18 protein-coding genes and 1 pseudogene are annotated in these 24,327 nt (G+C 71.5%); 7 read left to right on the top strand and 12 right to left on the bottom strand.

Going from position 1 to position 24,327, the window contains the following annotated elements; all coding sequences use genetic code 11:
* Positions 1 to 59: 59 nt before the first annotated feature.
* Positions 60 to 959, bottom strand: coding sequence for an ion transporter (locus ACFFIA_RS17040; RefSeq protein WP_377252031.1), 900 nt, complete (start codon positions 957 to 959; stop codon positions 60 to 62).
* Between the two features lie 113 nt (positions 960 to 1,072).
* On the opposite strand from ACFFIA_RS17040, the gene ACFFIA_RS17035 reads away from it, so the two are divergent.
* Genes ACFFIA_RS17035 through ACFFIA_RS17025 form a run of 3 tightly spaced genes read left to right on the top strand, consistent with a single transcriptional unit; the run spans position 1,073 to position 2,400 of the window.
* Positions 1,073 to 1,396: an ArsR/SmtB family transcription factor gene (locus tag ACFFIA_RS17035; RefSeq protein ID WP_377252029.1), complete on the top strand. Its 324-nt coding sequence runs from the start codon at positions 1,073 to 1,075 to the stop codon at positions 1,394 to 1,396.
* The gene (locus ACFFIA_RS17030) at positions 1,393 to 1,866 is read left to right on the top strand and encodes an SRPBCC family protein (protein WP_377252027.1); all 474 of its coding nucleotides are present in this window, start codon (positions 1,393 to 1,395) and stop codon (positions 1,864 to 1,866) included. Before ACFFIA_RS17035 ends, ACFFIA_RS17030 begins: the two co-directional genes overlap by 4 nt.
* Before the next feature lie 60 nt (positions 1,867 to 1,926).
* Positions 1,927 to 2,400, top strand: coding sequence for an MSMEG_6728 family protein (locus ACFFIA_RS17025; protein WP_377252025.1), 474 nt, complete (start codon positions 1,927 to 1,929; stop codon positions 2,398 to 2,400).
* 55 nt (positions 2,401 to 2,455) lie between these two features.
* On the opposite strand, the gene ACFFIA_RS17020 is transcribed toward ACFFIA_RS17025, so the two are convergent.
* Positions 2,456 to 5,446, bottom strand: a complete 2,991-nt coding sequence (locus tag ACFFIA_RS17020) for a 3-keto-alpha-glucoside-1,2-lyase-like domain-containing protein (protein WP_377252023.1) — start codon at positions 5,444 to 5,446, stop codon at positions 2,456 to 2,458.
* Positions 5,447 to 5,839: 393 nt separating this feature from the next.
* Here ACFFIA_RS17020 and ACFFIA_RS17015 point away from each other — a divergent pair, with 393 nt between their 5' ends.
* Positions 5,840 to 6,352 (top strand): hypothetical protein, encoded by a 513-nt coding sequence (locus ACFFIA_RS17015; RefSeq protein WP_377252021.1) that lies wholly within the window; start codon positions 5,840 to 5,842, stop codon positions 6,350 to 6,352.
* 108 nt (positions 6,353 to 6,460) lie between these two features.
* Here ACFFIA_RS17015 and ACFFIA_RS17010 read toward each other — a convergent pair whose 3' ends face one another.
* The 7 genes from ACFFIA_RS17010 to ACFFIA_RS16980 form a co-directional block, all read right to left on the bottom strand.
* Positions 6,461 to 7,345: an ROK family protein gene (locus ACFFIA_RS17010; RefSeq protein ID WP_377252019.1), complete on the bottom strand. Its 885-nt coding sequence runs from the start codon at positions 7,343 to 7,345 to the stop codon at positions 6,461 to 6,463.
* Positions 7,342 to 8,802 (bottom strand): lyase family protein, encoded by a 1,461-nt coding sequence (locus tag ACFFIA_RS17005; protein WP_377252017.1) that lies wholly within the window; start codon positions 8,800 to 8,802, stop codon positions 7,342 to 7,344. The genes ACFFIA_RS17010 and ACFFIA_RS17005 overlap by 4 nt, the downstream gene beginning before the upstream one ends.
* Positions 8,799 to 9,722, bottom strand: a complete 924-nt coding sequence (locus tag ACFFIA_RS17000; protein ID WP_377252015.1) for a creatininase family protein — start codon at positions 9,720 to 9,722, stop codon at positions 8,799 to 8,801. The genes ACFFIA_RS17005 and ACFFIA_RS17000 overlap by 4 nt, the downstream gene beginning before the upstream one ends.
* Entirely contained in the window at positions 9,710 to 11,461 is a 1,752-nt protein-coding gene (locus tag ACFFIA_RS16995; protein WP_377252013.1) for an ABC transporter permease, read from the bottom strand. The genes ACFFIA_RS17000 and ACFFIA_RS16995 overlap by 13 nt, the downstream gene beginning before the upstream one ends.
* Positions 11,458 to 12,543, bottom strand: coding sequence for an ABC transporter ATP-binding protein (locus ACFFIA_RS16990; protein WP_377252011.1), 1,086 nt, complete (start codon positions 12,541 to 12,543; stop codon positions 11,458 to 11,460). Before ACFFIA_RS16990 ends, ACFFIA_RS16995 begins: the two co-directional genes overlap by 4 nt.
* A 76-nt stretch (positions 12,544 to 12,619) precedes the next feature.
* Positions 12,620 to 13,672 carry an extracellular solute-binding protein gene (locus tag ACFFIA_RS16985; RefSeq protein ID WP_377252009.1) on the bottom strand — a complete coding sequence of 351 codons (1,053 nt, stop codon included), beginning with the start codon at positions 13,670 to 13,672 and terminating at the stop codon, positions 12,620 to 12,622.
* A gap of 53 nt (positions 13,673 to 13,725) precedes the next feature.
* Positions 13,726 to 14,880 (bottom strand): ROK family protein, encoded by a 1,155-nt coding sequence (locus ACFFIA_RS16980; protein WP_377252007.1) that lies wholly within the window; start codon positions 14,878 to 14,880, stop codon positions 13,726 to 13,728.
* 476 nt (positions 14,881 to 15,356) lie between these two features.
* Here ACFFIA_RS16980 and ACFFIA_RS16975 point away from each other — a divergent pair, with 476 nt between their 5' ends.
* Together ACFFIA_RS16975 and cax are read left to right on the top strand one after the other, a co-directional pair.
* Entirely contained in the window at positions 15,357 to 18,044 is a 2,688-nt protein-coding gene (locus ACFFIA_RS16975; protein ID WP_377252005.1) for a sugar-binding protein, read from the top strand.
* Between the two features lie 176 nt (positions 18,045 to 18,220).
* Positions 18,221 to 19,339 (top strand): calcium/proton exchanger, encoded by a 1,119-nt coding sequence (gene cax, locus ACFFIA_RS16970; protein WP_377252003.1) that lies wholly within the window; start codon positions 18,221 to 18,223, stop codon positions 19,337 to 19,339.
* Positions 19,340 to 19,419: 80 nt separating this feature from the next.
* Here cax and fxsT read toward each other — a convergent pair whose 3' ends face one another.
* Positions 19,420 to 22,008, bottom strand: a complete 2,589-nt coding sequence (fxsT, locus tag ACFFIA_RS16965) for an FxSxx-COOH system tetratricopeptide repeat protein (protein WP_377252001.1) — start codon at positions 22,006 to 22,008, stop codon at positions 19,420 to 19,422.
* Positions 22,009 to 22,244: 236 nt separating this feature from the next.
* Here fxsT and ACFFIA_RS16960 point away from each other — a divergent pair, with 236 nt between their 5' ends.
* Complete coding sequence (locus ACFFIA_RS16960) at positions 22,245 to 23,663, top strand: RtcB family protein (protein ID WP_377251999.1); 1,419 nt, start codon at positions 22,245 to 22,247, stop codon at positions 23,661 to 23,663.
* A gap of 16 nt (positions 23,664 to 23,679) precedes the next feature.
* Here the strand turns inward: ACFFIA_RS16960 and ACFFIA_RS16955 are convergent, their stop codons facing one another.
* Positions 23,680 to 24,087 carry an archease gene (locus ACFFIA_RS16955; RefSeq protein WP_377251997.1) on the bottom strand — a complete coding sequence of 136 codons (408 nt, stop codon included), beginning with the start codon at positions 24,085 to 24,087 and terminating at the stop codon, positions 23,680 to 23,682.
* A pseudogene (locus ACFFIA_RS16950) lies at positions 24,087 to 24,327 on the bottom strand (NADP-specific glutamate dehydrogenase); the annotation flags it as partial. The pseudogene ACFFIA_RS16950 and the gene ACFFIA_RS16955, both read right to left, overlap by 1 nt.

Here is a 24,327-nt window from a genome sequence, read left to right as displayed (position 1 = left end):
GGCCGCACCAGCGGTGGCCGGTCCCGTGACGGGGCCGGCCACCTCGGTGGGCCAGGGGATCAGCCGCCGCTGGTCGCCTGACTGGGCACCTTGCCGGAGGCGGCCGGGCTGTCGTCCGGCAGCCGCTGCTCCAGGTCGTCGACGAGCGCGCGCAGGCGGGCCAGTTGTTCGCGCACGGACGGCTCGGTGTGCTCGTCCGGCGGCGGGTCGGCGGCACGGCCAGATGCGGCGCGCTCGTCCTGATGCGCCTCCTGAAGGGCGGTCAGCACCAGGCCGACGAGCAGGTTGGTGAGCAGGTAGCAGGCGGCGACCATGTAGGAGACGTAGTACACCACCGCCCACTCGGTGACGTCGCGGCCGGCCTGGAGCGTGTCGGTGATGCCGTCCAGCGAGAGCAGCAGAAACAGGGTCAGCATCGCCTGCCCGACCGTGCCGTACTCCTCGGGGTAGGCGCGGCCGAACAGCATCCAGCCGAGGATCGCGTAGGCGTACAGCAGCAGGACGGTGACCAGCAGGAAGCTGCCCAGGCCGGGGATGCTGCGCCGGATTCCGACGAGGATGACGCGCAGGCTGGGGAAGAGCCGGAACGTGCGGACGATCCGGGCCAGGCGCAGCAGCCGTAGCAGCGTCACGTTCTCCCGGACGCCGGGCAGGAGCGGCGCGGTCACGATCGCCAGGTCGAAGAGGTTCCACCGGTCCCGGAAGAAGCCGGCGGGCGTGGCCAGATGCGCCCCGAAGCGGATGAGCAGCTCGACGACGAAGCAGGCCACGCAGACGTACTCGACAGCCCGCAGCGCCGGGCCGGCCGCGGCGGCCACCGCCCCGTAGGTTTCCAGGCCGAGCGCCACCGCGTTGACGACGATGACGACGAACCCGGCGACGTTGAACCAGGGCACGGCGACCAGCGCCGCACATCGCCTGGTCACGTCCCGCACGAGAGTCTGGCGGGTAGTGGTCATGTATGGCGTTGTCTCCTCGGCCCGTGCGGCAACCGGCGAGATCCTATGACACCTCCCGCGGCGGCGGACCGAGTGGTTGACGCCGGGCGTCGGTAAGTCGTAGCTTACAGTTCGTGGCTACTTACCGAGCTGACGACGGGTGGGATGCGCTGGGCGACCCGACGCGGCGGGCGATCGTGGCGGCTCTGGCCGAGCGACCGCGGGCCGTGGGGGAGCTGGCCGAGGTGTTGCCGATCAGTCGGCCCGCCGTGTCCCAGCACCTGAGGGTGTTGAAGGACGCGGGGCTGGTGACCGACCGCGCGGCCGGCACTCGCCGGGTCTACCGGCTCAACCCCGCTGGCGTGGCCGCCTTGCGGGATCAGCTCGACACGTACTGGAGCCGGGCACTGTCGGGCTTCCAGGACGTGACCGAACGTGCGGACGAGGAGGATTCATGACCGAAACGGTGGTGCTTCGGCAGATCGTCGTCGAGGCCCCGATCGACAAGGCATTTGGCGTGTTCACCGAGCGGTTCGGCGATTTCAAGCCGCGGGAGCACAACCTGCTGCGGGTCCCGATCGTCGAGACCGTGTTGGAGCCGAGGGTCGGCGGGCACATATACGACCGGGGCGAGGACGGCAGCGAGTGCCGCTGGGCCCGGATCCTCGTTTTCGAGCCGCCGGACCGGCTGGTGTTCACCTGGGACATCGGCCCGACGTGGCAGCTCGATCAGGCCCCGGAGAACGCCAGCGAGGTCGAGGTCAGGTTCGTCGCCGAGACGCCGCAACGGACGCGGGTCGAGCTGGAGCACCGCCACCTGGACCGGCACGGGCCGGGCTGGGAGTCGGTCCGCGACGGCGTCGGCCGCGACCGGGGATGGCCGTTGTACCTGGCCCGGTACGCCGGCCTGTTCGGCGACGCAGGCTGAGGACCGGCGGCCGAGCGGCGCCCGCGTTAGCGAAGGGCTCGTTCCTGGTATCCAGCGTGTGTGCAGACGTTCCTGCCGTACCCGGACTTCGCCGCCACGGCGGCGGCACTCGACCCGCGCCGGCTGGGCAAGCAGCGCGTCGAGGCGCTGCAGGTGCTGCGCGGGTTGACCATCCCCGGGTACGGCTGGCGGCACCATCCCGTGATGCGGATGTGGGCCGGATACCAGGAGGCGCTGGTCCGCTACGGGCTTGACGTCTGCGCCCGCTGGTCCACGACGGGGCGGGCGGACACGGTCGCCGCCACGCTCGCCGCCGCCTTCGGCCGTCCGGTGCGCGGCCAGGGCGATCTCGCCCGGGCCGGCGAGCTGCCCGACTGGCTTGGTGGTGCCGCGTTCCACCGCAGCCACCAGTCGGCGCTGCTGCGCAAGGACCCGGCGCACTACCGGCCGCTGTTCGGCCCGGAGGTCCCGGACGACCTGCCGTACGTGTGGCCGGTGTCGGACCGCTGGCCGGGCGATCCGCCCACCGCCTGAGCGTGCCGGGCCGGGGGAGACCGCCGGGGCCCGGCACGCCGCGTGCTCACCCAGGTCAGGTGAGGGGTTCGATCCAGACGTCGCGGTACTGCACGGGGTTTCCGTGGTCCTGCAGGCGGATCGACCCGGTCGCCGGGCCCTCGGGGATGTTTCCGCCGGTCGGGCCGGTGATGGCGACGTCGTCGTGTACGAGCACGCCGTTCCAGGTCACGCTCACCCGGGCGTTCTCCGTCTTGGCGCCGTCGCTGCCGTAGCGCGCGGCCCGGTACTCGATGTCGTAGGTCTGCCAGGTCTCCGGCGCGGTCGCGGCGTTGACGTCCGGCGGCTTCTGCAGGTAGATGGCGCCGGCCTCGTTGTTGTCCAGCGTCGGGTCGCCGTACGAGTCGAGGATCTGGATCTCGTACCGCTCCTGCAGGTAGACGCCGCTGTTGCCGCGGTTCTGGCCGGTGACCTCCGGCGGCAGCAGCGGCACCTTGAACTCGACGTGCAGCCGGAAGTCGCCGAACGCCTGCTTGGTGCGCAGGTCGCCGCCGCGGACCTCCATCGCCCCGTCGGGCAGCCGGGCCCACGAGGCCATCCGCCCGTCGGTGTGCTGCCACTCGTCCAGGTCGCCGCCGTCGAAGAGGACGATCCGCTCGCTCGGCTGGCGTACCGAGACGAGGTCGAGGTTGACGTGGCCGGTGTCGGTGGCGTCGACCCGGTACTGGATCGCGTTGACGCCGCGGCGCAGGGTGAGCCGTTCGGTCTTGGTGGCCCACTCCTCCCAGGTGACCGTGCTCGGCAGGACCGTCTGCCGTACCTTGCGGCCGTTGACGTACACGCTGATGGTCTTGTCGCCGGCGAAGGGGTTGGGACCGTTGCTGTAGCGGAGCCCGACCTCGTACTCACCGGCCTTCGTCACCTCGGCGTGGATGGTGGTGGACGCGTTGAGCGAGCCGTAACCGTCCACGAAGCCGACGCCCGAGTAGCCGCGGTGGTCCGTGTCGAGCTGGGCGCCGCCCTCCCGGTGCCCCTCCTCGGCCTCGTAGAAGACCCGGTCCGCCCGCGGGCCCGGGATCTCGTTGAGGGTGTACCAGGCCTCGGTGTTCCACAGCTCCTCACCGTTCACGGCGGTGAAGGGGCGCGGCGAGCGCAGGTGCACCACGCGGTCGCGCTTGAGGCCGTCGACGGTGAGCGTGACGGTCCTGCGGTCGCCGGAGACCTTCGCGCCGGTGACGGTCAGCGACTCCTCGTCGACCTTCGGGCCGCCGTACGCGGGGGTCGCCGCGTACCGCCACTGCGCCAGGCGGTAGCCGCGCGCGATGTTCTCGACCGTGTCGTTCGACAGCGGCCTGGTGTACTCGATCTTGAAGCCGTCGCGGGTCGCGCTCATCGACTTCATGTCGAAGACGTTCGTGCCGTTCGGCGTCAGCTTCTGCAGGCCGTACCCGAGCTTGCCGGGCTGGCCCCAGTTGCCGCCCGCGCCGAGCCCGCCGGTGTAGATCGCGCCGTCCGGGCCGATCGAGACCTCGTTGACGCCGGCCTCGAGCCCCTGCGTGTGGCGGAACACCGCGCCCTGGTCGACGCCGTGCACCTGCTCCAGGTACGCGCGCTGCAACCCGCCGTACGTCACGTCGCCGATCAGGACCTGGCCCCGATACGGCCCCTTCTTGAGCAGCACCGGCGTGCTGGGGGAGTTGGCGATGTCGTTCTGCGGCAGCCACAGCACCGGACGGGTCACCGGGTTCGCGTCGAACGGCCCGGCCGGGTTCGTGTAGTGGTTGAAGAAGCGGTCCTGCTCGATCCGGACCAGCTTGGAGGCGGGCAGCCAGCCGCCCTGGTTGTCGGTGACGAGCAGCGCGTTGTCCGGGCCCCAGCCGATGCCGTTCGGGGTACGCAGGCCGCCGGCCACGTAGCTGACCTTGCCGGTGCGGCGGTTCACCACGACGCTGGTACCCCGGTTCTGGGCCGGCTGGGGGTTCGTGGTGGCGCCGCCCAGGTTGATCGCGACCGACAGGTTGAGGTGGAAGTTGCCGCCCTTGTAGAGCAGGCCGAAGGCGAACTCGTGGAAGTTGCCGCCGAACGGCCAGGTGGCGACCGTGCGGTGCTCGTCGGCGACCTCGTCGCCGTTGGTGTCGCGCAGTTCGGTCAGCTCGTGCTTCTGCGAGACGTAGATGACGCCGTCGACCACCGCGACGCCCATCGGCTCCTTGAGCCCGCCCGCGACCTTCTTGTAGGTGACGTCGCCGGGGCCGGTCACGGTGGTGACGCCGTCCACTATGTACACCTCGCCGGCCATCTGGTCGCTGCCGCCCCAGGTGCTGACGACGAGCCGGTCGTCGGCGGTCCAGGCCATGCCGGAGACCTGCGGCTCGAAGCCGTCCGGCCGGAGGTCGGTCAGCGTGTACCCGGGGTGCACCGAGTCCAGCGGGAGGCCGTCGCCGGGCGCGTCGGCGACGCCCTGGCACGCCTTGTATCCGGGCGCGGTGACCCGGACGACACCGGATTCGGTGCTGAGCACCGAGGTGGGCACGACGGTGAACCCGGTCGCGCCGGGCGGCTGCCACGACAGGGTGAGCTGCTGGCCGCCGCCGGCCTCGAAGTGCTCGACCCGCAGCGCGTGGTACCCCTCGGTCAGCGTGACCGTGCCGTCCTTGGGGGTCGCGCCGTGCAGCCCGTCGTGGTCGATCACCAGGGCGTCGTCGATGTAGAGGCGGGAGCCGTCGTCGCTGGTCAGCCGGAACGTGTACGCGCCCGCGGCCGGGATGGCGATGTTCGCGAGGGCGTGCGTGAGGAAGTTGTCCTCGAAGCCGAAGTCGGCCGCGGTGCTCCAGTCGATGACCGCCATCAGCTTGTCGACGTTGGGCGTCTGCCCGGGCTTGAGCGTGCAGATCTCTTGGAGCGGTACCCGTATGTCGTAGGTGCGCAGCGTGACGCCGGGCTCCTGGGGCGGCAGGTCGGCGGCGCTCGCGCCGGCCGGCGGCGTGGCGGCGGCCGCCAGCGAGCCGAGCAGTGCCGCGCTGAGCAGCGCGGCGGTGCGGCGCGGCCGGGTTGGGCGAGGGGGCATTCTTCCTCCTTCGACGGCGCTCGTGGGGATGATCGCCGCCGACATCATCGATCACATTTGCTGGTACGGCTAGATCTTTCGATGCGAATACTCAAACTTTTATCTGTACGAGCGAAACGCGCCGGGTGCGGTGATCCCACAACTTCCGGAAGGCGCCATTTGTCCTCAATGGAGGATGTCTCCACCGCAGGACCGGTGTGCTCCGCGCGGGCCGGCCCTGGACCCCTCGCGAACTGATCTGCCCGGGGTACCTGACCAGCCGGTCCACCGGTTTCGGCCCGGCCCGTGTTTGCCGCCCAGGTTGGCGGGTAGCCGTCGGAGCATGGCAACAGCAGTCGAACGGGACGCCGGAGGCAGCGCGCAGGCCGCCCGTGAGCGCTTGGAGGTCCGGTGATGACACGCCACCAGGTCAGCGCCGGGCACGGCCAGATGCCGGCGGCGTGGAGCCTCGTCTCCGGAGCCGCCGCGGGCGCGGCCGGGACGGCGGCGCTGGACGCCGCCACGTACCTGGACATGACCATCCGCGGCCGACCAGCCAGCAGCACACCGGAGCAGACCGTCGAGGCCATCGAGGAGAGGCTGCCCGTCTCGATCCCCGGCGGCGGCAACACTCACGGCAACCGCGTCAGCGGCCTGGGCGGCCTGTCCGGCATCGCCACCGGCGTCGGTGTGGGCGCCGTGTTCGGGTTGCTGCGCCGCGCCGGTGTACGCGTGCCGCTGCCCGTAGGCGCCGCGCTGGTGGGACTCAGCGCCATGGCCACCACCGCCCTGTCGATGGCCGCCCTGGACGTCTCCGATCCGCGGCGGTGGTCGGCGCGGGACTGGGTGAGCGACCTGCTGCCCCACCTGGCGTACGGCGCCGTCACGTACGGGACGCTGCGGGCCCTCGACGCGGACGAGTCCTGAGCCAAACCGGCGGCCGCGGGTCCACACCTCGCGCGGCGACCGCCGGCGCGGCGCCCCGCCCGGTGGTCGATCACAGCCGCTGGACGCGAAACCGGCGGCGGATCGGCGTTACGCCTGGGCGGCGAGGGTCAGCGAGCCGAGTAGCGCGGCGTCCTGTGCGAAGCCGGACAGGACGATCTCCGGCAGGTACGGCAGGGCCGGGGAGATGCGCTCGATCAGCAGCTCGCGCACCATCTCGTTGCGGGCGACGCCACCGACGAGCACCATCCGTTGCGGGTCGACCAGCAGGCAGCAGGTGACGAGGTGGCGGGCCAGCTCGTCGATCCGGGCGACCAGCGCGTCGCGGGCCGGACCGGGAGACTGGGCGGCGTCGCAGAGCCCGGCCGCGCCCCCGGAGAGGTCGAGCCGCTCGGCCAGCTCGTCGAGGGCCCGGCCGGAGAAGTCGGCTTCCAGTCGCGCCTCGGGGGAGGTCGGCCAGCCCGGACCGGTGACCGCGTACGCGATCTCGCCGGCCGCACCGTGGTGCCCGGGTACGACCGCGCCGTTGACGGTGATGGCGGCCGCGACCCCGGTGCCCAGTCCGATCACCAGCCCCGGATCGGCGTCGCGCAGCGCACCCCGGTGCAGCTCGGCGAGGGCGGCCGCGTTGAGGTCGTTGGCGACCCGTACCCGGGAGATGCCGAGGCGGGTGCGGACCGCCTCGGCCAGGCGCAGCTCCTCCCAGCCCGGGACGTTGGGCGCGAGGTCGATGCCGTCGTCGCGGACCAGACCGGGAGAGGCGATGCCGGCGGCGTGCAGCGTGCCGCCGGTCTCGGTGACGAGCTTCTGCGCCAGGTCGAGGGCGCGGTCCAGGGCCTGCCGCGCCCCGCGTGAGGCGTGGGTCGGCAGCCGCTCGGAGACGAGGAGGCGTCCGTCGGCGTCGCCGATCCCGATCGCCATCTTGGTGCCGCCGAAGTCGATACCCAGGAGCCGCCGGTCGTGCTGGAGGTTCACTGTGCGGCCCTTTCCGCGACCGCGGCCGCGAGCATCTTGTCGGCGTCGGCCAGCCGGTGGCGCAGAGCGGCGGCTCCGGCGAGCGCGTTGTCCAATGTAGAGCGTATCTGGACGACCTGGGCCCGTACAGCGGCTTCGCCCGGACCGTCCGCCTGCGCTCGGCCCAGCACCAGCTCGGGGCGGAGCGCGGCGGCGACCAGGTCGCGTACGGCGCCGTCGCTGAGCGCGCCGGTGCCGGCGCCCTCGGCCGCCTCGCGTACCCCCGCGTCGGTCCAGGTCGAGGGCGCGCCGGCGCGGAAGAGCCGGCCGACGAGGGAGTGGGCGGCGCGGAACGGTACGCCGTGCCGGGTCAGCGCGTCGGCGGCGGCGGTCGTCGTCGCGCCGGTCGCCACGATCGCTTCGTTCGTCGGCGGTCGCAGTGGCTCCAACCGCTGGAACAACCCGCCGAGCAGGGCGAAGAACCGGTACGCGCGGTCGTTGCTCTCCCAGAGCCGCACCTGCACGTCGGTGGTCGCGTTGTTGGAGTCCTCCCACCACGCGGCGGAGACGTTGTTGTAAACCGAGGCGGCGTCGGCGGCGGTGGCACCGGCCATCGAGACCAGGTGCTCCAGCACGACGGGGTTGCGCTTCTGCGGCATGATGCTGCTGCCCTGGGTGAACTCCTCGGGCGTACGCACCCACTCCCAGCTCAGCCAGTCCATGAACGTGCGTGCCAGCCGGGCGCCGGTGGCCAGCGACTGCGCGTTGAGCGCGGCGGTCCGCATGAGATGGTCGGCGCCGACGACCGCCTCGTACGAGTTGACCACCAGCTCGTCGAAGCCGAGCAGCTCGGCCAGGCGGGCCGGGTCGATGTCGAGGTCGGTACCGGCGAAGGCGCACGAACCAAGCGGGGACCGGTTCATCTCGGCCAGGAGGCTCGCGTACGCGGCGGCCTGCCCGGCCAGCGCCTCCGCGTATCCGGCGAGCACGTGCCCGATGCTGGTGGGCTGGGCCGGGCGCCGGTGCGTGTACCCGACGACGACCACGTCGGCGTAGCGGTCGGCGCGGTCGAGCAGCTCGGCGCCCGCGTCCCCGATCGCGGCCAGCACGCGCAGGAGCTGGTCGCGCAGCACCATCCGGAACACGCCCGCGTCCAGGTCGTTGCGGCTGCGCGCGAGCTGCACGTTGAGCTCGCTGGTCGGTATGCCGCACGCCGCGGCGAGGCGCTTCTCCACCGTGTAGTAGACGTCTTCCACCGAGCCGTCGTAGGTGAACGTCTCCGGCTGGTCGTCGCGGAGCGTGACCAGTCCGCGGAGCATCCGCGCGGCCGACTCGGCGGGGATCAGGTCGCGTTCGGCCAGCATCACGACGTGCGCCTCGCTCGCCTTCACCATCGGCCGGTACAGGTAGGCGGCGTGGTGCTCGAACGTGACCCGCAGATGGTGCTGCTGGTAGGTGGTCAGCGGCGGCTGCGTCATGGCGTTTCCCCCGGTTGCGGTTGTGGTGCCGGATCGGTGCCGGGCTTGCCGGGCGGCGGCGCCGCCTCCCCGGCCGGGTCAGCGCTGGGCTGGCCGGGCGGCGGCCCCGCCTCCCCGGCCGCATCGGCGCCGGGCGGGCCGGGAAGCGGTGCCGCCGCCCAGGCCCGAAGGATCTCGCCGAGCCGGGCGGCGGCGAGTTCGCGTACCCGCCGGCCGGCCGCCTCGCTGGCGAGCGATACGTGGCCGCTCCAGCCCTGCCACGGCTCGGGCCGGGACTCGACCAGGACGTACGGATGGGGCGTCGGCAGCTTCGGGCGCGGTGGCAGGTCGGTCGCGGCGGCGGGGTGCACGGCCTCGGGGTCGAAGCCGAGTACGGCCGAGGTCTCGTACGCGCCGCCGTGACCGCGCGAGATCAGCTCGCCGAACAGCTCGCCGGTCTCGCCGGCGTTGACCAGCTGAAACCAGTTCACGAGCAGGAAGCTGGCCCGCCGGCGGCCGGAGACCCACTCCATCGCGGCCCGCGCGACGGACATGTTCGCGTCGTGCCCGTTGACGACGAGCACGCGCGGGAAACCGGCGGCCACGATGCCGTCGAGCACGTCGCACGCGTACGCGACCGCGGTCTCCGGGCGTACCGCGACCGTCCCGGGCCACGGCCGGGTCTGGCCGGGGCACGCCGAGTACGCGACGGCGGGAAACAGCACGGCCCGTACGCCGGCTCCGTCCACTTCGGACGCGAAGCCCTCGGCCAGGATCAGGTCGGTGCCGAGCGGCAGGTGCGGCCCGTGCCACTCGACCGCGCCCACGGGGAGTACGGCCAGGTCGGCCGCCTCGGCCACGCGGGCCAGCTCGTGACCGGGTATCCGGCTCGCCGGGAGCAGCCCGCCGCGGGCCTGCCAGGTGTCGATCAGTTCGTCCATTGTTCCGCCCGCCGTGACGCGGCCCGTCCGCCGTTCTCCAGCCGCCCGGAGAACCACATCACCACGAAGATGAGGGCGACCTGGAGCATGCCGTACGCGGCCGCGGTGCCGATCTCGAACGAGTACATGCGGTTGTTGATGGCGACCGAGATCGGGACCGTGGATGAGGTGTAGATGAGCACCGACGCGACGAACTCGCCGACACCGTGCACGAAGGCGAGCAGCGCGCCGACGATCACGCCCGGCAGCATGAGCCGCACGGTGATGTTCAGGAACGCCCGCCACCAGGACGCCCCGAGGTTGCGCGCGGCCTCCTCCAGCGACGGGTCGATCAGCGCCAGCGACGCCGAGCTGGCCCGGAACACCAGCGGCAGGAACCGCACGAAGTAGGCCAGCGGCAGGATCCAGAAGGTGCCGATCAGCGCCTGCCCGAAGCTGAAGCCGTTGCCGGTGCTGTACGCCGAGATGAGGTTGATCGCCACGACGGTGCCGGGCAGCGCCCAGGCGATCATGACGCCGATGTCGAGCAGGCTCCGACCGACGAACCGCAGGCGCCGCACGGCGTACGCGATGAGCACGCCGACCACGACGCACGCGGCGGTGGCGAGCAGGCTCATCTGGAGCGAGTTGAGGATCGGCTCGAAGGCGCGCGGTTCGGTAAGGATGGTGACGAAGTTCTCGATCGTGTAGGCGGACGGGATGACCTCCGTCGTCCACGATCCGTCCGCGGAGAACGCCACCAGCGCGATCGTCGCGACCGGGGCGAGCAGCACGAGCGTCGCCAGTACCGACGCGACCGGCGCGAGCCAGCGCCCGATCGGGTTGGCGATCTCCCGCCGCCGCGCCGAGATGCCCTTGGACTGCGACAGGTAGCTGCGCCGCCCCTCGTACCAGCGCATGAGCAGCAGGAACGCGATCGACACCAGGCCGAGCACGGCGGCGTACGTGGAGGCCATTGGCAGGTCGCCGTTGGTGCGGTTGATGTAGATCTGCATCGTCATGGTCTGGTCGACGCCGAACAGCAGCGGCGCCGTGTAGGAGGCCAGCGAGGTCATGAAGACCAGCAGCGACGCCGACACCAGCGCGGGGGTGAGCATCGGCAGCAGCACCGTCCGCCACACGCGGATCCGGCCGGCGCCGAGGTTGTAGGCGGCCTCCTCGACCGAGGGGTCCATGCCTGCCAGCGCGGCCGACGCCGCGAGATAGAAGAACGGGTACATGGTGAAGGTGTGCACGACCAGCACGCCGGCGATGCCGTCGAACGCGAGCACCGGCTGCGCGGTGCCGAAGAGCTGTTGCAGCGCGCGCGGAAGGATGCCGATCTCGCTGTAGAGCAGCTGGAACGAGACCGCCCCGATCAGCGGCGGCAGCGCGGCGGGGACCAGGATGAACGCCTCGATGAGGCGGCGGCCGGCGAACGAGAAGCGCTTGAGCAGGAACGCCATCGCGACGCCGACGATCCCGCAGAGCAGGACGCTCGCGGCGGAGATCACCAGCGAGGTGAGCAGGGAGGTGCGCGCGACGCCGGAGGAGGTGAAGAACTGCGCGTAGTTGGCCGTACCGTCCTCGCTGACGCTCTCCACGAAGGTGGCGAGCATCGGCTGGACCACGTACCCCCACAGGATCAGGGCGAGGGGGGCCACCAGCACGTACGGGAACCACGCCGAGTTCGCGCCACCGCCCAGGCGCTGGGTGAGCTGCGCCCACCGGGACGGGAGCGTGGAGGGCACCGCGGTCACGGTCGTACCACCCAGAGCCGGTCAGCGGGCAGGCGCAGCCCGACCCGGTCGCCGACGCCGATGCGCTCGGGCGCGTCGACGGCCGCGACGGTCACCTGCGTGTCGATGTCGCCGGTGTCGACGTCGACGGTCAGGTGCGTGGTCATGCCGGTGAACTCCACCGCGGCGACCCGCCCGCCGATGGCGTCGGAGTCGGCGGGGCTGACCACCGAGATGTACTCCGGCCGGGCCGAGACCAACGCACTGTCGCCGACGCGCAGCCCGTGCCCCTCCGGCGCGCCCGCGTGGACCTGGCCACCGCCGGGGAGCACCACCTGGACCCGGGTCGCCTCGACGGCGGCGACGGGCAGCGACAGGACGTTGCTGCGGCCGATGAAGCGCGCCACGAACGCGTTGGCCGGCTGGTGGTACACCTCGCGCGGGGTACCGACCTGCTGCACCTGGCCGGACCGCATCACCGCGATGCGGTCGGACATTGCCATCGCCTCGGCCTGGTCGTGGGTCACGTAGATCGAGGTGGTGCCGGACTCCCGCTGGATGCGGCGGATCTCGGCGCGGGTCTCCTCGCGCAGCTTTGCGTCGAGGTTGGACAGCGGCTCGTCCAGCAGCAGCATGCGCGGCCGGATCACCAGCGCGCGGGCCAGCGCGACCCGCTGCTGCTGGCCGCCGGAGAGCTGGTCGATGCGGCGTGGCCCGTACCCGTCGAGGTGCACCTCGGCGAGCGCCTCCGCCACGCGCCGGGCCGCGTCGGCACGGCCCACCTTGCGCACCTTGAGGCCGTAGGCGACGTTCTGCGCCACGGTCATGTGCGGGAAGAGCGCGTAGTTCTGGAACACCATGCCGGTTTCGCGCTTGTTGGGCGCGAGTCGGGTCACGTCCTTACCGCCGAAGCGGATGTGCCCGTCGCTGGGGAAGTAGAACCCGGCCACCATGCGGAGCGTGGTCGTCTTCCCGCATCCGCTCGGGCCGAGGAGCGTGAAGAACTCGCCCGCGCCGATGGTGAGGTTGACGTCGTCAACGGCGGCGGCCTCGCCGGACCGGGCGAAACGCTTGCTCACCGATTCGAGTTCGACGTCGATCATCTTTCCTCCAGCCGTGCAGCCGATCGGCGGCCACCGGTGCCGGGCCGCCTCGCGACGGCCCGGCCTCCGGCGGTGGTCAGCCCTTGTTCTTGATCTCGGCGTTCCAATGGTTGATCCACTCGGTCTCATGCTTGGCGATGACGTCCCAGTCGACGTCCATCGGCTTGAGGTTGAGGTTGGCCAGCCACTCCGGCTGCTCCGAGATGGGCACGGCGGGGATCTGGAAGAAGTCCTTGGCCAGGTTGGCCCGCAGCGAGCTGTCGAAGAGGAACTCGAGGAACGTCTTGGCACCCTCGGAGTTGCCGCCCTTGATCACGGCGACACCGTCGACCAGGACCGGCGCCCCGGAGGCCGGCATCACGTACCCGAACGGCATGTTGGACTGCTCGGACTGGAGCAGGATGTCCTGGAGGTTCCAGGCGCTGAGCACGCCCCGCTCGCGCGACATCTTGACGTACAGGTCGGTGGGGTTGGCGGCGTATTCGACGGTGTTGGCGTCGAGCTTGCGGAGCCAGTCGTAGCCCGGTTGCGGGTTGCTGCCGTCGGGCGAGAGCCGCTGGATCATGGAGGCGTAGATCGACCGCATCGTGCCGGAGGCGGGCACGTCCCGGATGATGATTTTGTCTTTCCACGCCGGGGCGATCAGGTCGTCCCAGTCCTTCGGCGCCTGGTCGGGCTGGATCGCCTTGTTGTTGTACATGATGACCTCGGGCAGGAGGATCTCCCCGAACCAGCGGCCCTGCGCGTCCTTGTACCGGGCGTCCATCTCGGCCGCGAAGGACGGCTGCCACGCCTCGAGCAGGTCCTCCGACGCGCCGGCGGAGAGTCCCTGCTGCGTGCCGCCCCACCAGACCGAGCCCTGCGGGTTGGCCTTCTCCGCGCGGGTGCGCTCCAGCACCTCCTGCGCGCCCATGTTGAGCACCTCGACCTTGCCCTGGTACTCGGGGTGCTTGGCGACGAACTGCTCGACGACGAAGTCGGTGACCTTCTTGTCGCGCGCGCTGTACACGACGATCCGCTCCGCCGTGGTGCCGCCCGGCGTTTCGGTGTCCTCGCTGTCGCCGCCGCACGCGGCCAGGCTGGCGACCATCGCGCCGAGCGCGATGCTGAGAGCCAGGCGACGTCTCATGGCTACCTCCACTTGCAGGAAGATTGGGGGTGAAATCGTTGAGCTGATACGGGTCAGGAAAGGGCGGAAAGGCGTACTGCGGCCGACAGGGCGTAGCTGATCGCGCCGTGCAGCACCGCCTGGTCTCCGAGCACGGCCCGTCGCACCTCGGTGGAGGCGGGAGCCTTGGCGGAGACCAGGTTCTGTATCTGTGCCAGCGCCGCGTCGTCGAGTTGAGCCGCCGCGCCGCTGAGCAGTACCCGGCCCGGGTCGACGACGCAGGCGCAGGAGACGATGAGCCGGGCCCAGGCGTCGAGCACCTCGTCGAGGTAGCTCCGGGCCGCGCCGGAGGTGTCGGCGAGCTCGATCAGCTCGCTGACCGGCGCCTCGGGGCGCCGGCCGGGGTGCAGCGCGACCACGCGTTCGGCGATGGCGTTGGCCGACCACCGCGCCTCGAACGGGCCGACGCCCCCGTAGGCGCGGGCCGGCTCGGGGTCGAGCGGGAGGAAGCCGACTTCACCGGCCGCGCCGCTCGCGCCCCGGCGTACCTTGCCGTCGAGGATGAGGCCGGCGCCGATGCCGTCGGCGACGTGCAGCAGCAGCAGGTCGTCGACGTCCTTGCCGGCGCCGGCGACCCGCTCCCCGGCCGCCATGAGGTTGACGTCGTTGTCGACGACCACCGGCACGCCGAGCTCGCGCTGCACGGACTGGCCGATCGGCTGCGCCTCGACCAGGCCCACCGAGGGCGCCAGCCGGACCGCGCCGTCGGACGAGACCCCCGGTACGGCGATCGCGACGCCGCACAGCGCCGGCCGGCCCTCGGCGGCCAGCTCCGCCACGAAGTGGCAGACCGTCTCGACCACGTCGCCGCCGAGCCGGGACGTGCGGTGGGCGATCACCGTGCCGTTGCTGTCGGCGATCTCGCAGGTGATCCGGGGCGGCTCCAGGGACACCGCCGCCACCAGCTCGGCGCGCGGGTTGAACTCGAGCATCGCCCTCGGCCGCCCGGTCGTCTGCGCGGCCGGACCCCGCTCGATGAGGTAGCCCTCCGCGATCAGCTCCCGCACCAGCGTGGTGAGCGTCGCCGCCGGGAGGCCGGTCCGCTCGGCCAGGTCGACCCGGGACAGCAGCCGCGCCTGCCGGGCAGCCGAGATCACCGACTGGCGCTTGATCTCACGCGACCGCTCCCGGCTGACGGGGCTGGTCGGCGTCTTCCCTTCGGCGATCACACTTTCTTACTAGTGCGAAGAAAGTGCCTAGGTCAAGTCACGAAACGATCTCGACGGCGGCTGCGCGACCGCGACCTCCGCTGCCTGTCGGCCGCGCGGGCAGGCAATACCTCCGGGCGGGGAGGGGGCAATCCGGGCAAACCCGAGTCTCTCCGGCCGTGCGTCGGGCTCGATTCTTTTCATAGCGAAGAAAGTGGTCGACCGGGTATTGACGGCTCTCCGAGCTGATCTTTAGCGTTACGCCTCGAAGGTCCTTCCAGCGCTAACGGGGCACGCCGAGGCGCTGTGACAGTCTGTGTCGTCCACTGCGGACGCAGGTCGTGCACGCGGATCGATACCGCCTGCGCGGGGCAATTTTCTACTCCGAATTAACTCGCGAGTCGCAATCGGACACCCGACCCCCAGCCGAGGCGCTCCGGTCGCACCCCCCGGACCGAGTGGTATCCCCTGTCCACCACACGAAGAGGTATGTCCACATGAGATGGCGCGCCAAAGCCGTGATCGCCGCATGCGGTCTACTGCTGACGGGCCTGGCCAGCCCCGCGCAAGCGAAACCGAGCCAACCCATCGACCTCGACATCATGTTCATCGGCGCACACCCCGACGACGAGGCCGGACAGCTCGGCACGTTCGGCTACTGGAACGAGTACCACGACATGAAGGCGGGCGTCATCACGATGACCCGCGGCGAGGGCGGCGGTAACGCGGTCGGCCTGGAGGAGGGGCCGGCGCTCGGCATCCTGCGCGAGGCCGAGGAGCGGCGCGCCGTCGGCTGGGCCGGCGTCGAGAACATCTACAACCTCGACGCGCTCGACTTCTACTACACCGCGAGCGCGCCCCTGTCCGAGCAGGTCTGGGGCTACCACAACTCGCTGTCGCGCATCGTCCGGACGATCCGGACCACACGGCCCGAGGTCATCGTCACGATGAACCCGTCGGCGACGCAGGGCAACCACGGTAACCACCAGGAAGCCGCGATGCTCGCCGTCGAGGCGTTCTACGCCGCCGCCGACCCGAAGGCATTCCCCGAGCAGATCACGAAGGAAGGGCTCAAGCCGTTCCGCGTCGCCCGCATCTTCCAGTCTGGCGACGGCGGCTCCGGCCCGAGCGGGCCGGCCTGCGAGAACACCTTCACCCCGAGCCAGCCGACCAACGTCGTCTTCGGCACCTGGCAGGGGTACGAGTCGGCCCGCCACGACGGTACCCGGTGGAACCAGGTCAACGTGTGGGCGCGGCGCGAGTACGCATCCCAGGGCTGGGCCGACACCGGGGACGCCTCCACCAACCCGGCGAGCATCGGCTGCAACCGCATCACGATGATCGACAGTCGGACCCCGTACCCGGACCCGAGCGTCGGTGGCACCGCGGCGCTGCAAGGCACCAGCATCCGCGCCGAGGGCGGCCTGCCGCTCGGTACCGAGCTGCACGTCCGCTCGGAAAGCTGGGAGGTCCTGGCCGGGCAGCCGTTCGAGGTCAAGACCCACGTACGGGCCGACAAGGCGATCCCCGGCGCGAAGGTGACGCTGGAGCCGCCCGCGGGCTGGACTGTCAAGGGCAACGGCAACATCGGCACCATCACGCCCAAGAAGGAGGCCGTCGCCACCTTCACGGTCACCCCGCCGCAGAGCCTGGTTGCCGGCGAGCGGTTCCGGCTCAAGGCGACCATGACCTCCAAGAAGGACGGCGCCGGCAGCAACACCACGCTGGTGCAGGCGACCGCACCGGTACGCGGCACACTCGAGCCGCTGCCCGAGGTCGGTGACTTCCGCGAGTGGACGGAGAGCAAGCGCGTCCAGTCGCTCGACGCGCTGATCGACTCGCTGCTGAGCATCCCGAGCGGCGGCACCAGGCCGATCCGCGTCGACCTTCGCAACCACAGCGACCAGGTGCAGTCGGGCACGGTGAAGCTCAACGTGCCCGCCGGCTTCGCCGTGGCGCAGGCCCAGCAGAGCTACAGCGGCCTGCGGCCGGGCGCCCGTGGTGCGGTCACCTTCACCGTGACGAACACCGACGCGTCGCTGCCGACCGCCAACCGCGCGCCGAACGACGGCCGGTACCCGGTGCAGATCGAGACCAGCTACAACGGCGGCAGCGCGGTCCAGCCCGGCTTCCTCAACATCGTGCCGGTCACCACCATCCCCAAGGCGGCGACCGCGCCGACCGTCGACGGCACCGCCGGCCCCGGCGAGTACACCGGCGAGGTCATCGACATCTCCACGCGCTGGGAGGGGAGCGCGGCCCCGGCCGCCGACATCTCCGGTACGGCCCGGCTGACGTACACCGACGACGCGATCTACGCGCTGTTCGACATCACCGACGACGTGCTCGGCACGGTGCTCCCGCCGGAGGACTGCAAGCGTCCACGGCGCAACGACAACATCGAGTTCGGCATCGACCCGCGGGGCGGCTCGCCGAACACCTCGACGGTGTTCAACGTGGCGCTCTTCCCGACCACCAACGACCCGGCCAACGGCAACCCGCCGTGCTACGCCCGGGAGCGGGACAACCACCAGGGTCCGGGCCCGCAGACCGCGCCCGGCATGGAGGTCGCGTCGGTCGTCACCAGCAACCCCTACACCGGGTACCGGATCGAGGTGAAGGTCCCGTTCAGTGTCCTGCCGGACAGGGTCGACGCCGACCGGATGGGCATGAACATCCTCGTGAACGACTCCGACACGCAGGACCTGTCGGCGCAGACCCGCGTCGGCTGGTCCACCTGGAGCGGCGTACGGGCCGACCCGTGGCGCTGGGGCGTGGCACGGCTCGCCGGCTACACCACGCAGCCGTCGTCGCCCAAGGAGCCGATCATCCCGGACACCGCGGCGCTGAGCGTCGACTCGCCGCAGACCATCCTCCAGTCCAGCGGGGACGGGGTAGCGCCGGGCGGCTGGACCGCCCTGCCCGACGGCACGATCCGGATCCACGGCGTGACCAAGCGGCACGACGGCGTGCGGGTCGAGCTCAAGGCGCGCCAGGCCGGTACCGCCCGGGTCTTCGTCTGGGACGGGGACAAGGTGGTGGCGGACGCGACCGTCGAGTTCGACCGCCGGGGCGACCGCGACGTGTGGCTCCCGCTCAGCGGCGGTCTCCCGACCGGTGCCACCCTGCTGGTCTCGTACCAGTCCGGTGACGCCACCGCGGGGATCGCGCAGCGGCTGCGCTGAGCGAACCCGTACACCGCGTGCGATCTCGGGAGGGGCCGGCATCCCGCCGGCCCCTCCCGACCCTTGCGCCTCTGAAGCGCTCCCAGTACTCCCTTCCGCGATGACGGCGGGTTTGACCGGCCTCTCGTTGGCCACTCGCCTTCGGGTCTGCCGATTCTTGGGGGAGTGGGGGCCTGATGACGGCGCGGGAAGCGCAGGAGACCGGTCGGGGCCGGGGACGTGGCTGGCGTTGGCTCGACATCGCGCTGCTGGGGGTCCCGGCCGCCGTGGTCGCGCAGTGGTGGGGTGCGGCGGCGGCGGTCGTCTTCGCGCTGGCGGCGGTGGGTATCGTGCCGGCCGCCGGATTGATCGGTCGGGCCACCGAGTCGCTGGCCGAACGCGCCAGTGGAAGCGTCGGGGCACTGCTCAACGCCACTTTCGGCAACCTCACCGAGGTCATCGTCGGTGTTTTGTTGATCCTCAACGCCCAGCTGGAGGTGCTCAAGGCGTCGATCACCGGAGGGATCGTCGGCAACCTCCTGCTCGTGTTCGGTGTGTCCATGATCGCCGGCGGCTACCGCCGGCTGGAACAGCGGATGCAGTGGCGCCAGGCGACGGACCAGGCGACGATGATGATGGTCGCGATCGCGACACTGTTGCTCCCGACGGTCTTCTCGCTGCGGGGAGAGGCCACCCAGGGGCGGATCGAGCAGGTGAGCCTCTTCGCGGCCGGGGTGCTGGTCGTGCTGTACGCCGCGGGGCTGTTGTTCACCTACAAGACCCACCGGGCACTGTTCCAGACCGACCCGCACAACTCCGAGGAAGCCGACCGCGAGAGGCGTGAAGGCCCGCGGTGGTCGGTGCGGACGGCTGTCGCCGTGCTGACGCTGGGCACGGCGGCGGCGGGGGTGGCCGCGCAGTTCATCGCGCACAGTCTCGAGGAGGCCGGCCCTCAGCTCGGCCTGAGCACGGGGTTCCTCGGTCTTGTCGTCATCCCGCTGGTGGGCAACGCCGCCGAGCACTTCAGCGCGGTCAGCATGGCGGCCGGCAACCGCCTCGACGTGGCCAGCGGCATCGCGATCGGTTCGAGCATGCAGCTCGTGATGCTCGTCGTGCCTCTGTTCGTGGTGGTCGGTCTGGCCTCCGGCCACCTGGTCACTCTCGCGTTCACGTCGCTGGAGCTGGTGACGCTCGCGGCCGCCGCGGTCCTGGTCCGTCATGTCGTCGCGGACGGGCGCGGCAACGTCCTGGAGGGCGCCCAGCTCGTCGGCCTGTACGTGGTTTTCGCCGCGGCCGCCTTCTACACGCACCTGTGACACCTGGGGCAACGACAGCCACGACGGTGGTTCGTCAGTCGGCCGTGCACGCCCGCCCGGTCTGTTTCGACGTGGGCCGGTCAGGGGCCGGCATCCGCGGGCTGGTCAGGTTTCAGTGCGTCCCGGTCCGCCGCGAGGTTGCCGGCCGTCCGTACCGCCTCGGGGTGATCCGCGCCCAGCGCCTGCCGGTACCTCGGCAGGATCTCGGCGTTGAGGTCGTGCGCCTCCTGGTACCGGCCAAGGCTGTGCAGGTCTTCGGCGAGGTTGCTGGCCGTGCGCAGGGTCTCGGGGTGGTCGTCGCCCAGCGTCCGCCGGTATCGGGAGAGGATGTCCGTGTTCAGGTCGTGTGCTTCCTGGTAGCGCCCTGTCGCGTGCAGGTCGAGCGCGAGGTTGCTGGCCGTGCGCAGGGTCTCGGGATGGTCGTCACCGAGCACCTCCCGGTACCGCGACAGCGTCTGGACGTTCAGGTCGTGGGCTTCCCGGCCACGGTCCAGCCGGCGCAGGTCGATCGCCAGGTTGCTGGCCGTCCGCAGCGTGTCGCGATGGTCGTCGCCCAGTGCCCGCCGGTACCGGGCGAGTGTGTCGGTGTTCAGGTCGCAGGCGTCCTGGTGCCGGCCCAGCTTGCGCATCGCGATGGCGAGGTTGCTGGCCGTACGGAGTGTCTCGGGGTCGTCGTCGCCCAGGACCCGCCGGTACCGGTTCAGGGTGTCGGTGTTCAGGTCGAGAGCTTCTTCGAACTGCCCCTGGGCCGACAGGTAGGCGGCGAGATTGCTGGCGGCGACAAGGGTGTCGGTGTGGTCCTCGCCGAGGACCCGGCGGCTGCGGGCCAGTGTGTCGACGGTCAGGTCCCGGGCGTCGGCGTAGCGACCGGTGAAGAAGTACGCCGCCGCGAGCCGCCGTGCCGTGTGCAGGGTGTGCGGATGGTCCGGGCCGAGGTCGTCGCTCCATCGGGCGTACCAGGTCTCGGTGAGCGCGAGCGCGGTCTGGTAGTCGCCGCGCATGAGCAGGTACCAGAGGGCGTGGAGGGCGGTGTCGCGCAGCACGCCCGGACCCGCGACCGGGTCGAGGGCGAGCAGATGCGGCAGGAGCGTGGCCCATGCCGACCAGGAGGCCGGGTCGGTGCCGGCGTTGTCGGGCTCGACCGCGGCGATGAGCGCGGCGGCGAAGCCGTGGTCGCCCTGGAGCTGCTCGCGGGTACGGTCGTCGCGCAGCACGGCCTGGGTCAGGCGGTGCACCTGGAGTGCCTCGGGCGTGGTCCGGGCCAGCCCCACGCTGCCCACGCGGCTGACCGCGCGGCGCAACGTCAGCGGCCGGTCGGCCGCGACGCCCAACGGGTCCGGCAGGTGACTCCTGGCCTGGCTGAACCAGGCCACCGGGATGGGCTCGGGAGCGAGGATCGCGGCCAGGTGCAGCAGCTCCAGGGCGGCGGGAGCCTGGTCGCCGAGGCGGCTGACGGCGAGGTGGATGCCGGCCGCGAGCGAGAGCGGGTATCCGAGCGGGCGTCCCTCGTCGAGGATCTCACCGGCGTGCGCCTCCAACTCGTCCAGGTAGTCCCGGGCGCTCAGGCCGGTGTCCTCCAGCAGCGCGGCCGCCTGGGCCACCGCCAGCGGCAGATCACCCAGTGCCCGGGCGAGCTCGTCCGCGTCCGGGCGGGACAGGTCGGCGCGGTGGGCGTGGAGCAGCTCGATCGACTCGTCCCGGGTGAACTCGGCGACCCGGACCGGCACGGCGACCTGCGTGAACGTCGCCGACCGGGAGGTGATGACCACGTGTCCTCCGCCCGGCGGCAGCCACGGGTAGATGGCGGCCGCGTCCTCGGCGTTGTCGAAGATCAGCAACCACCGGCCGGTCCTGCGGAGGTGGTCTTTCATGGCTGTCCACGCGTCGTCGACCTTCGTCGTGGCACCGACCCAGCCGGCCGCCACGGCGCACCGGGCGAGCTGCTCGCCGATCAGGGCGGGGTTGCCGGCGTCGACCCACCAGATGAGGTCGTACTCGCCGCTGAAGAGGTGGGCGTACTGGATCGCCAGCTGTGTCTTGCCCACTCCGCCGATGCCGGTCAACGCTTGGACCAGGGCCCGTTCACCGCTGGTCAGCCCTTCCCGCAGTGCGGCCAGCTGGGGCCGCCGGCCGGTGAAGACCCGGTTCCGGTACGGCACGTTCCACACCGTGGGGATCGACCCCGGCATCCGAGGGCCGCCCTCCACGGCCCGGCCCGGGAAGGCCACCGGCTGCCCCCGACCGGTGGGTCCGGCGACGGCGCCGAGCAACACCGTGCGCGCGTCGTCCTCGTCCAGACCGAACACGTCCCGGTAGATCATCGGCCGCAGGAGGCCCGGTGGGGTGACCTCGGCGACCCGGACCGGCACCAGCCGGGTACGCCCCCGCGGGCGGAGCGCCACCGCTGCGGTCCACTCGTCCTCGGTGAACCGGTCCGGCATGAAGTAGGCCGGCGACCACAGCGAGAGCACCACGTCCGCGCGGTCCAGCGCCTCACTCATCCGGCGGACGAAGTTGTCGCCGGCGGCCCAGTCCCACACGTCCAGTTCGACCTGGTATCCGGCGGCCTCCAGCACCTGAGCGGCCCACGAGGCCCACGGCCGGTCGCTGCCCGCGTAGCTGACGAACACGCGCATCGGCCGCTCCGGGTGACCCGCCGATTTCGCCATGCCCCACATCATGGCAAACGCCTGGGCGGCATTCCGGGGCGTGGAGCGTCCGCCGAGCCGCCACATCGGACTGTTCTAGGTGGACAGGCGGCTCTGGCGGCCGGTCGGCCCGCACACCTCGGGGGAGGCGATCACCGGCGCGGTGCCGAGGTACGGGTGTAAGCCGCACCCGCCTGGGTAACCAGACCCGCGCGTCGAAGGCGTGTCGCGTCGAAGGCGTGTCGAAAGGTGGAGGCGTGGAGCTGGTCGAGGAGTCGCCGTACCGGTTCCGGATCGACCCGCTCGGCGAGATGCGGGTACCGGGAGTGGTGTTCGCCGCGCGGTCGCTGCTGCCCGACGTCAGGGCGGACAGATCCCTCGACCAGGTGGCCAACGTGGCGACACTGCGGGGCATCGTGGAGGCGTCATACGCCATGCCCGACGTGCACCTTGGCTATGGCTTCCCGATCGGCGGGGTGGCCGCCACCGATGTCGAGGCGGGCGGGGTCGTCTCGCCGGGCGGGGTCGGGTTCGACATCTCCTGCGGAGTGCGACTGCTCGTCGCCGACCTGGACCGCGCGGCGCTGGCGCCGATGCTGGACCGGCTGATGGACGGCCTCGACGCGGCGATCCCCCGGGGCATGACCAAGGGCGCGGTGTGGAAGCTGTCCGGCCGCGCACAGCTGGACGAGCTGCTGGTGGGCGGCTCGCGGTACGCGGTCGAGCAGGGCCACGGGGTCGAGCGTGACCTGGCCCGCTGCGAGGACTACGGCGCGGTGTCAGACGCCGATCCTGGCCAGGTCAGCGACCGGGCCGTACAGCGCGGTCAGGGGCAGGTCGGCAGCCTGGGCTCCGGCAACCACTTCCTGGAGGTGCAGGCGGTCGACCACATCTACGACGAGGCCGCGGCGGACGCGTTCGGGCTGCGGGCCGGGCAGGTCTGCGTCATGATCCACAGCGGCTCGCGCGGGATGGGGCACCAGATCTGCACCGATCAGCTACGGGTCATGGAGCGCGTGATGCCCCGATACGACATCAGCGTGCCGGACCGGCAGTTGGCCTGCGCCCCGGTCTCCTCGCCGGAAGGGCGGGCCTACCTGGGCGCGATGGCGGCCGCGGCGAACTACGCGCGGGCCAACCGCCAGATGCTGGGCCAGGCGGCCCGACGGGTTTTCGAGCGGGTCACCCACCGCCAGCTCGACCTGGTCTACGACATCTCGCACAACCTCGCGAAGATCGAGACCCACCGGGTCGACGGTGCCGAGCGGCGGCTGTGCGTGCATCGCAAGGGGGCCACTCGGGCGCTGCCGCCCGGTCATCCGGACCTGCCCGCGGACCTCGCCGCGGCGGGGCAGCCGGTGCTCATCCCCGGCTCGATGGGGACCCCGTCGTACGTGCTGACCGGGGTCGAAGGAGCCCCGGCCTTCGCCTCGACCTGCCACGGCGCCGGTCGGGTACGCAGCCGGAAACAGGCCGCCAAGGCGGTGCACGGCCGGGATCTGCGGCACCAACTGGAGGCCCACGACATCCTGGTACGCGGGGCGTCGTGGCGGGGTCTCGCCGAGGAGGCGCCGGACGCCTACAAGGACATCTCCGCGGTCGTCGAGTCGGCCGAGGGCGGCGGCCTGTGCCGGCAGGTGGCGCGGCTGGTCCCGGTCGGCGTGGTGAAGGGCTGACCAGCGGTCGCCGGCATCACACGTCGAACGTCACGGCGCACGACCAGCCCTCCACACCTGGTGCGAACCGCAGCTCGTGCAGCGACACCGCTTTCGGCACCGCGCCCACGAGCTCCACCCGGTCCGGGTCGGCCAACCACATCCGCACATCGAGGCCGCCGTCGACGGCCGCCACGTCGGCGGCGGCCGGCAGTCGGCCCTCCGTGTCCATCCGGAAGATCACCTCATCGAGTACGGCGACCAGCATGTCCTCGTCGGTGCCGGGGGCGACCCGGAAGTCGACCGTCTCCGCCGGCCGGGCGGGCGACACCTCGGCGAAGCTGCCGACCATCGCGGTCACGGCCTCGGACACGCAGCCTTCCCGGTCTGGCGCCCACGCCTCGATCCGTACGTCGGCGGTGTGCGGCACGCGCCGATGGCCCATCAGATGACGCCGAGTGCGAGCATCGCGTCGGCGACCTGGATGAAGCCGGCGATGTTGGCTCCCGCGACGTAGTTGCCCGGGCTGCCGTACGCGTCCGCGGTCTCCAGACAGCGGTCATGGATGCTGTGCATGATGTCGGCCAGCCGCCGCTCGGTGTGCTCGAAACTCCACGAATCACGCGAGGCGTTCTGCTGCATCTCCAACGCACTGGTCGCCACACCACCAGCGTTGGCGGCCTTG

This window comes from Phytohabitans kaempferiae (genome assembly GCF_042433955.1).
GTDB classification, from domain to species: domain Bacteria; phylum Actinomycetota; class Actinomycetes; order Mycobacteriales; family Micromonosporaceae; genus Phytohabitans; species Phytohabitans kaempferiae.
The sequence above is the reverse complement of the archived record's forward strand: the minus strand, read 5'-3'. Positions and strand labels throughout refer to the sequence as shown.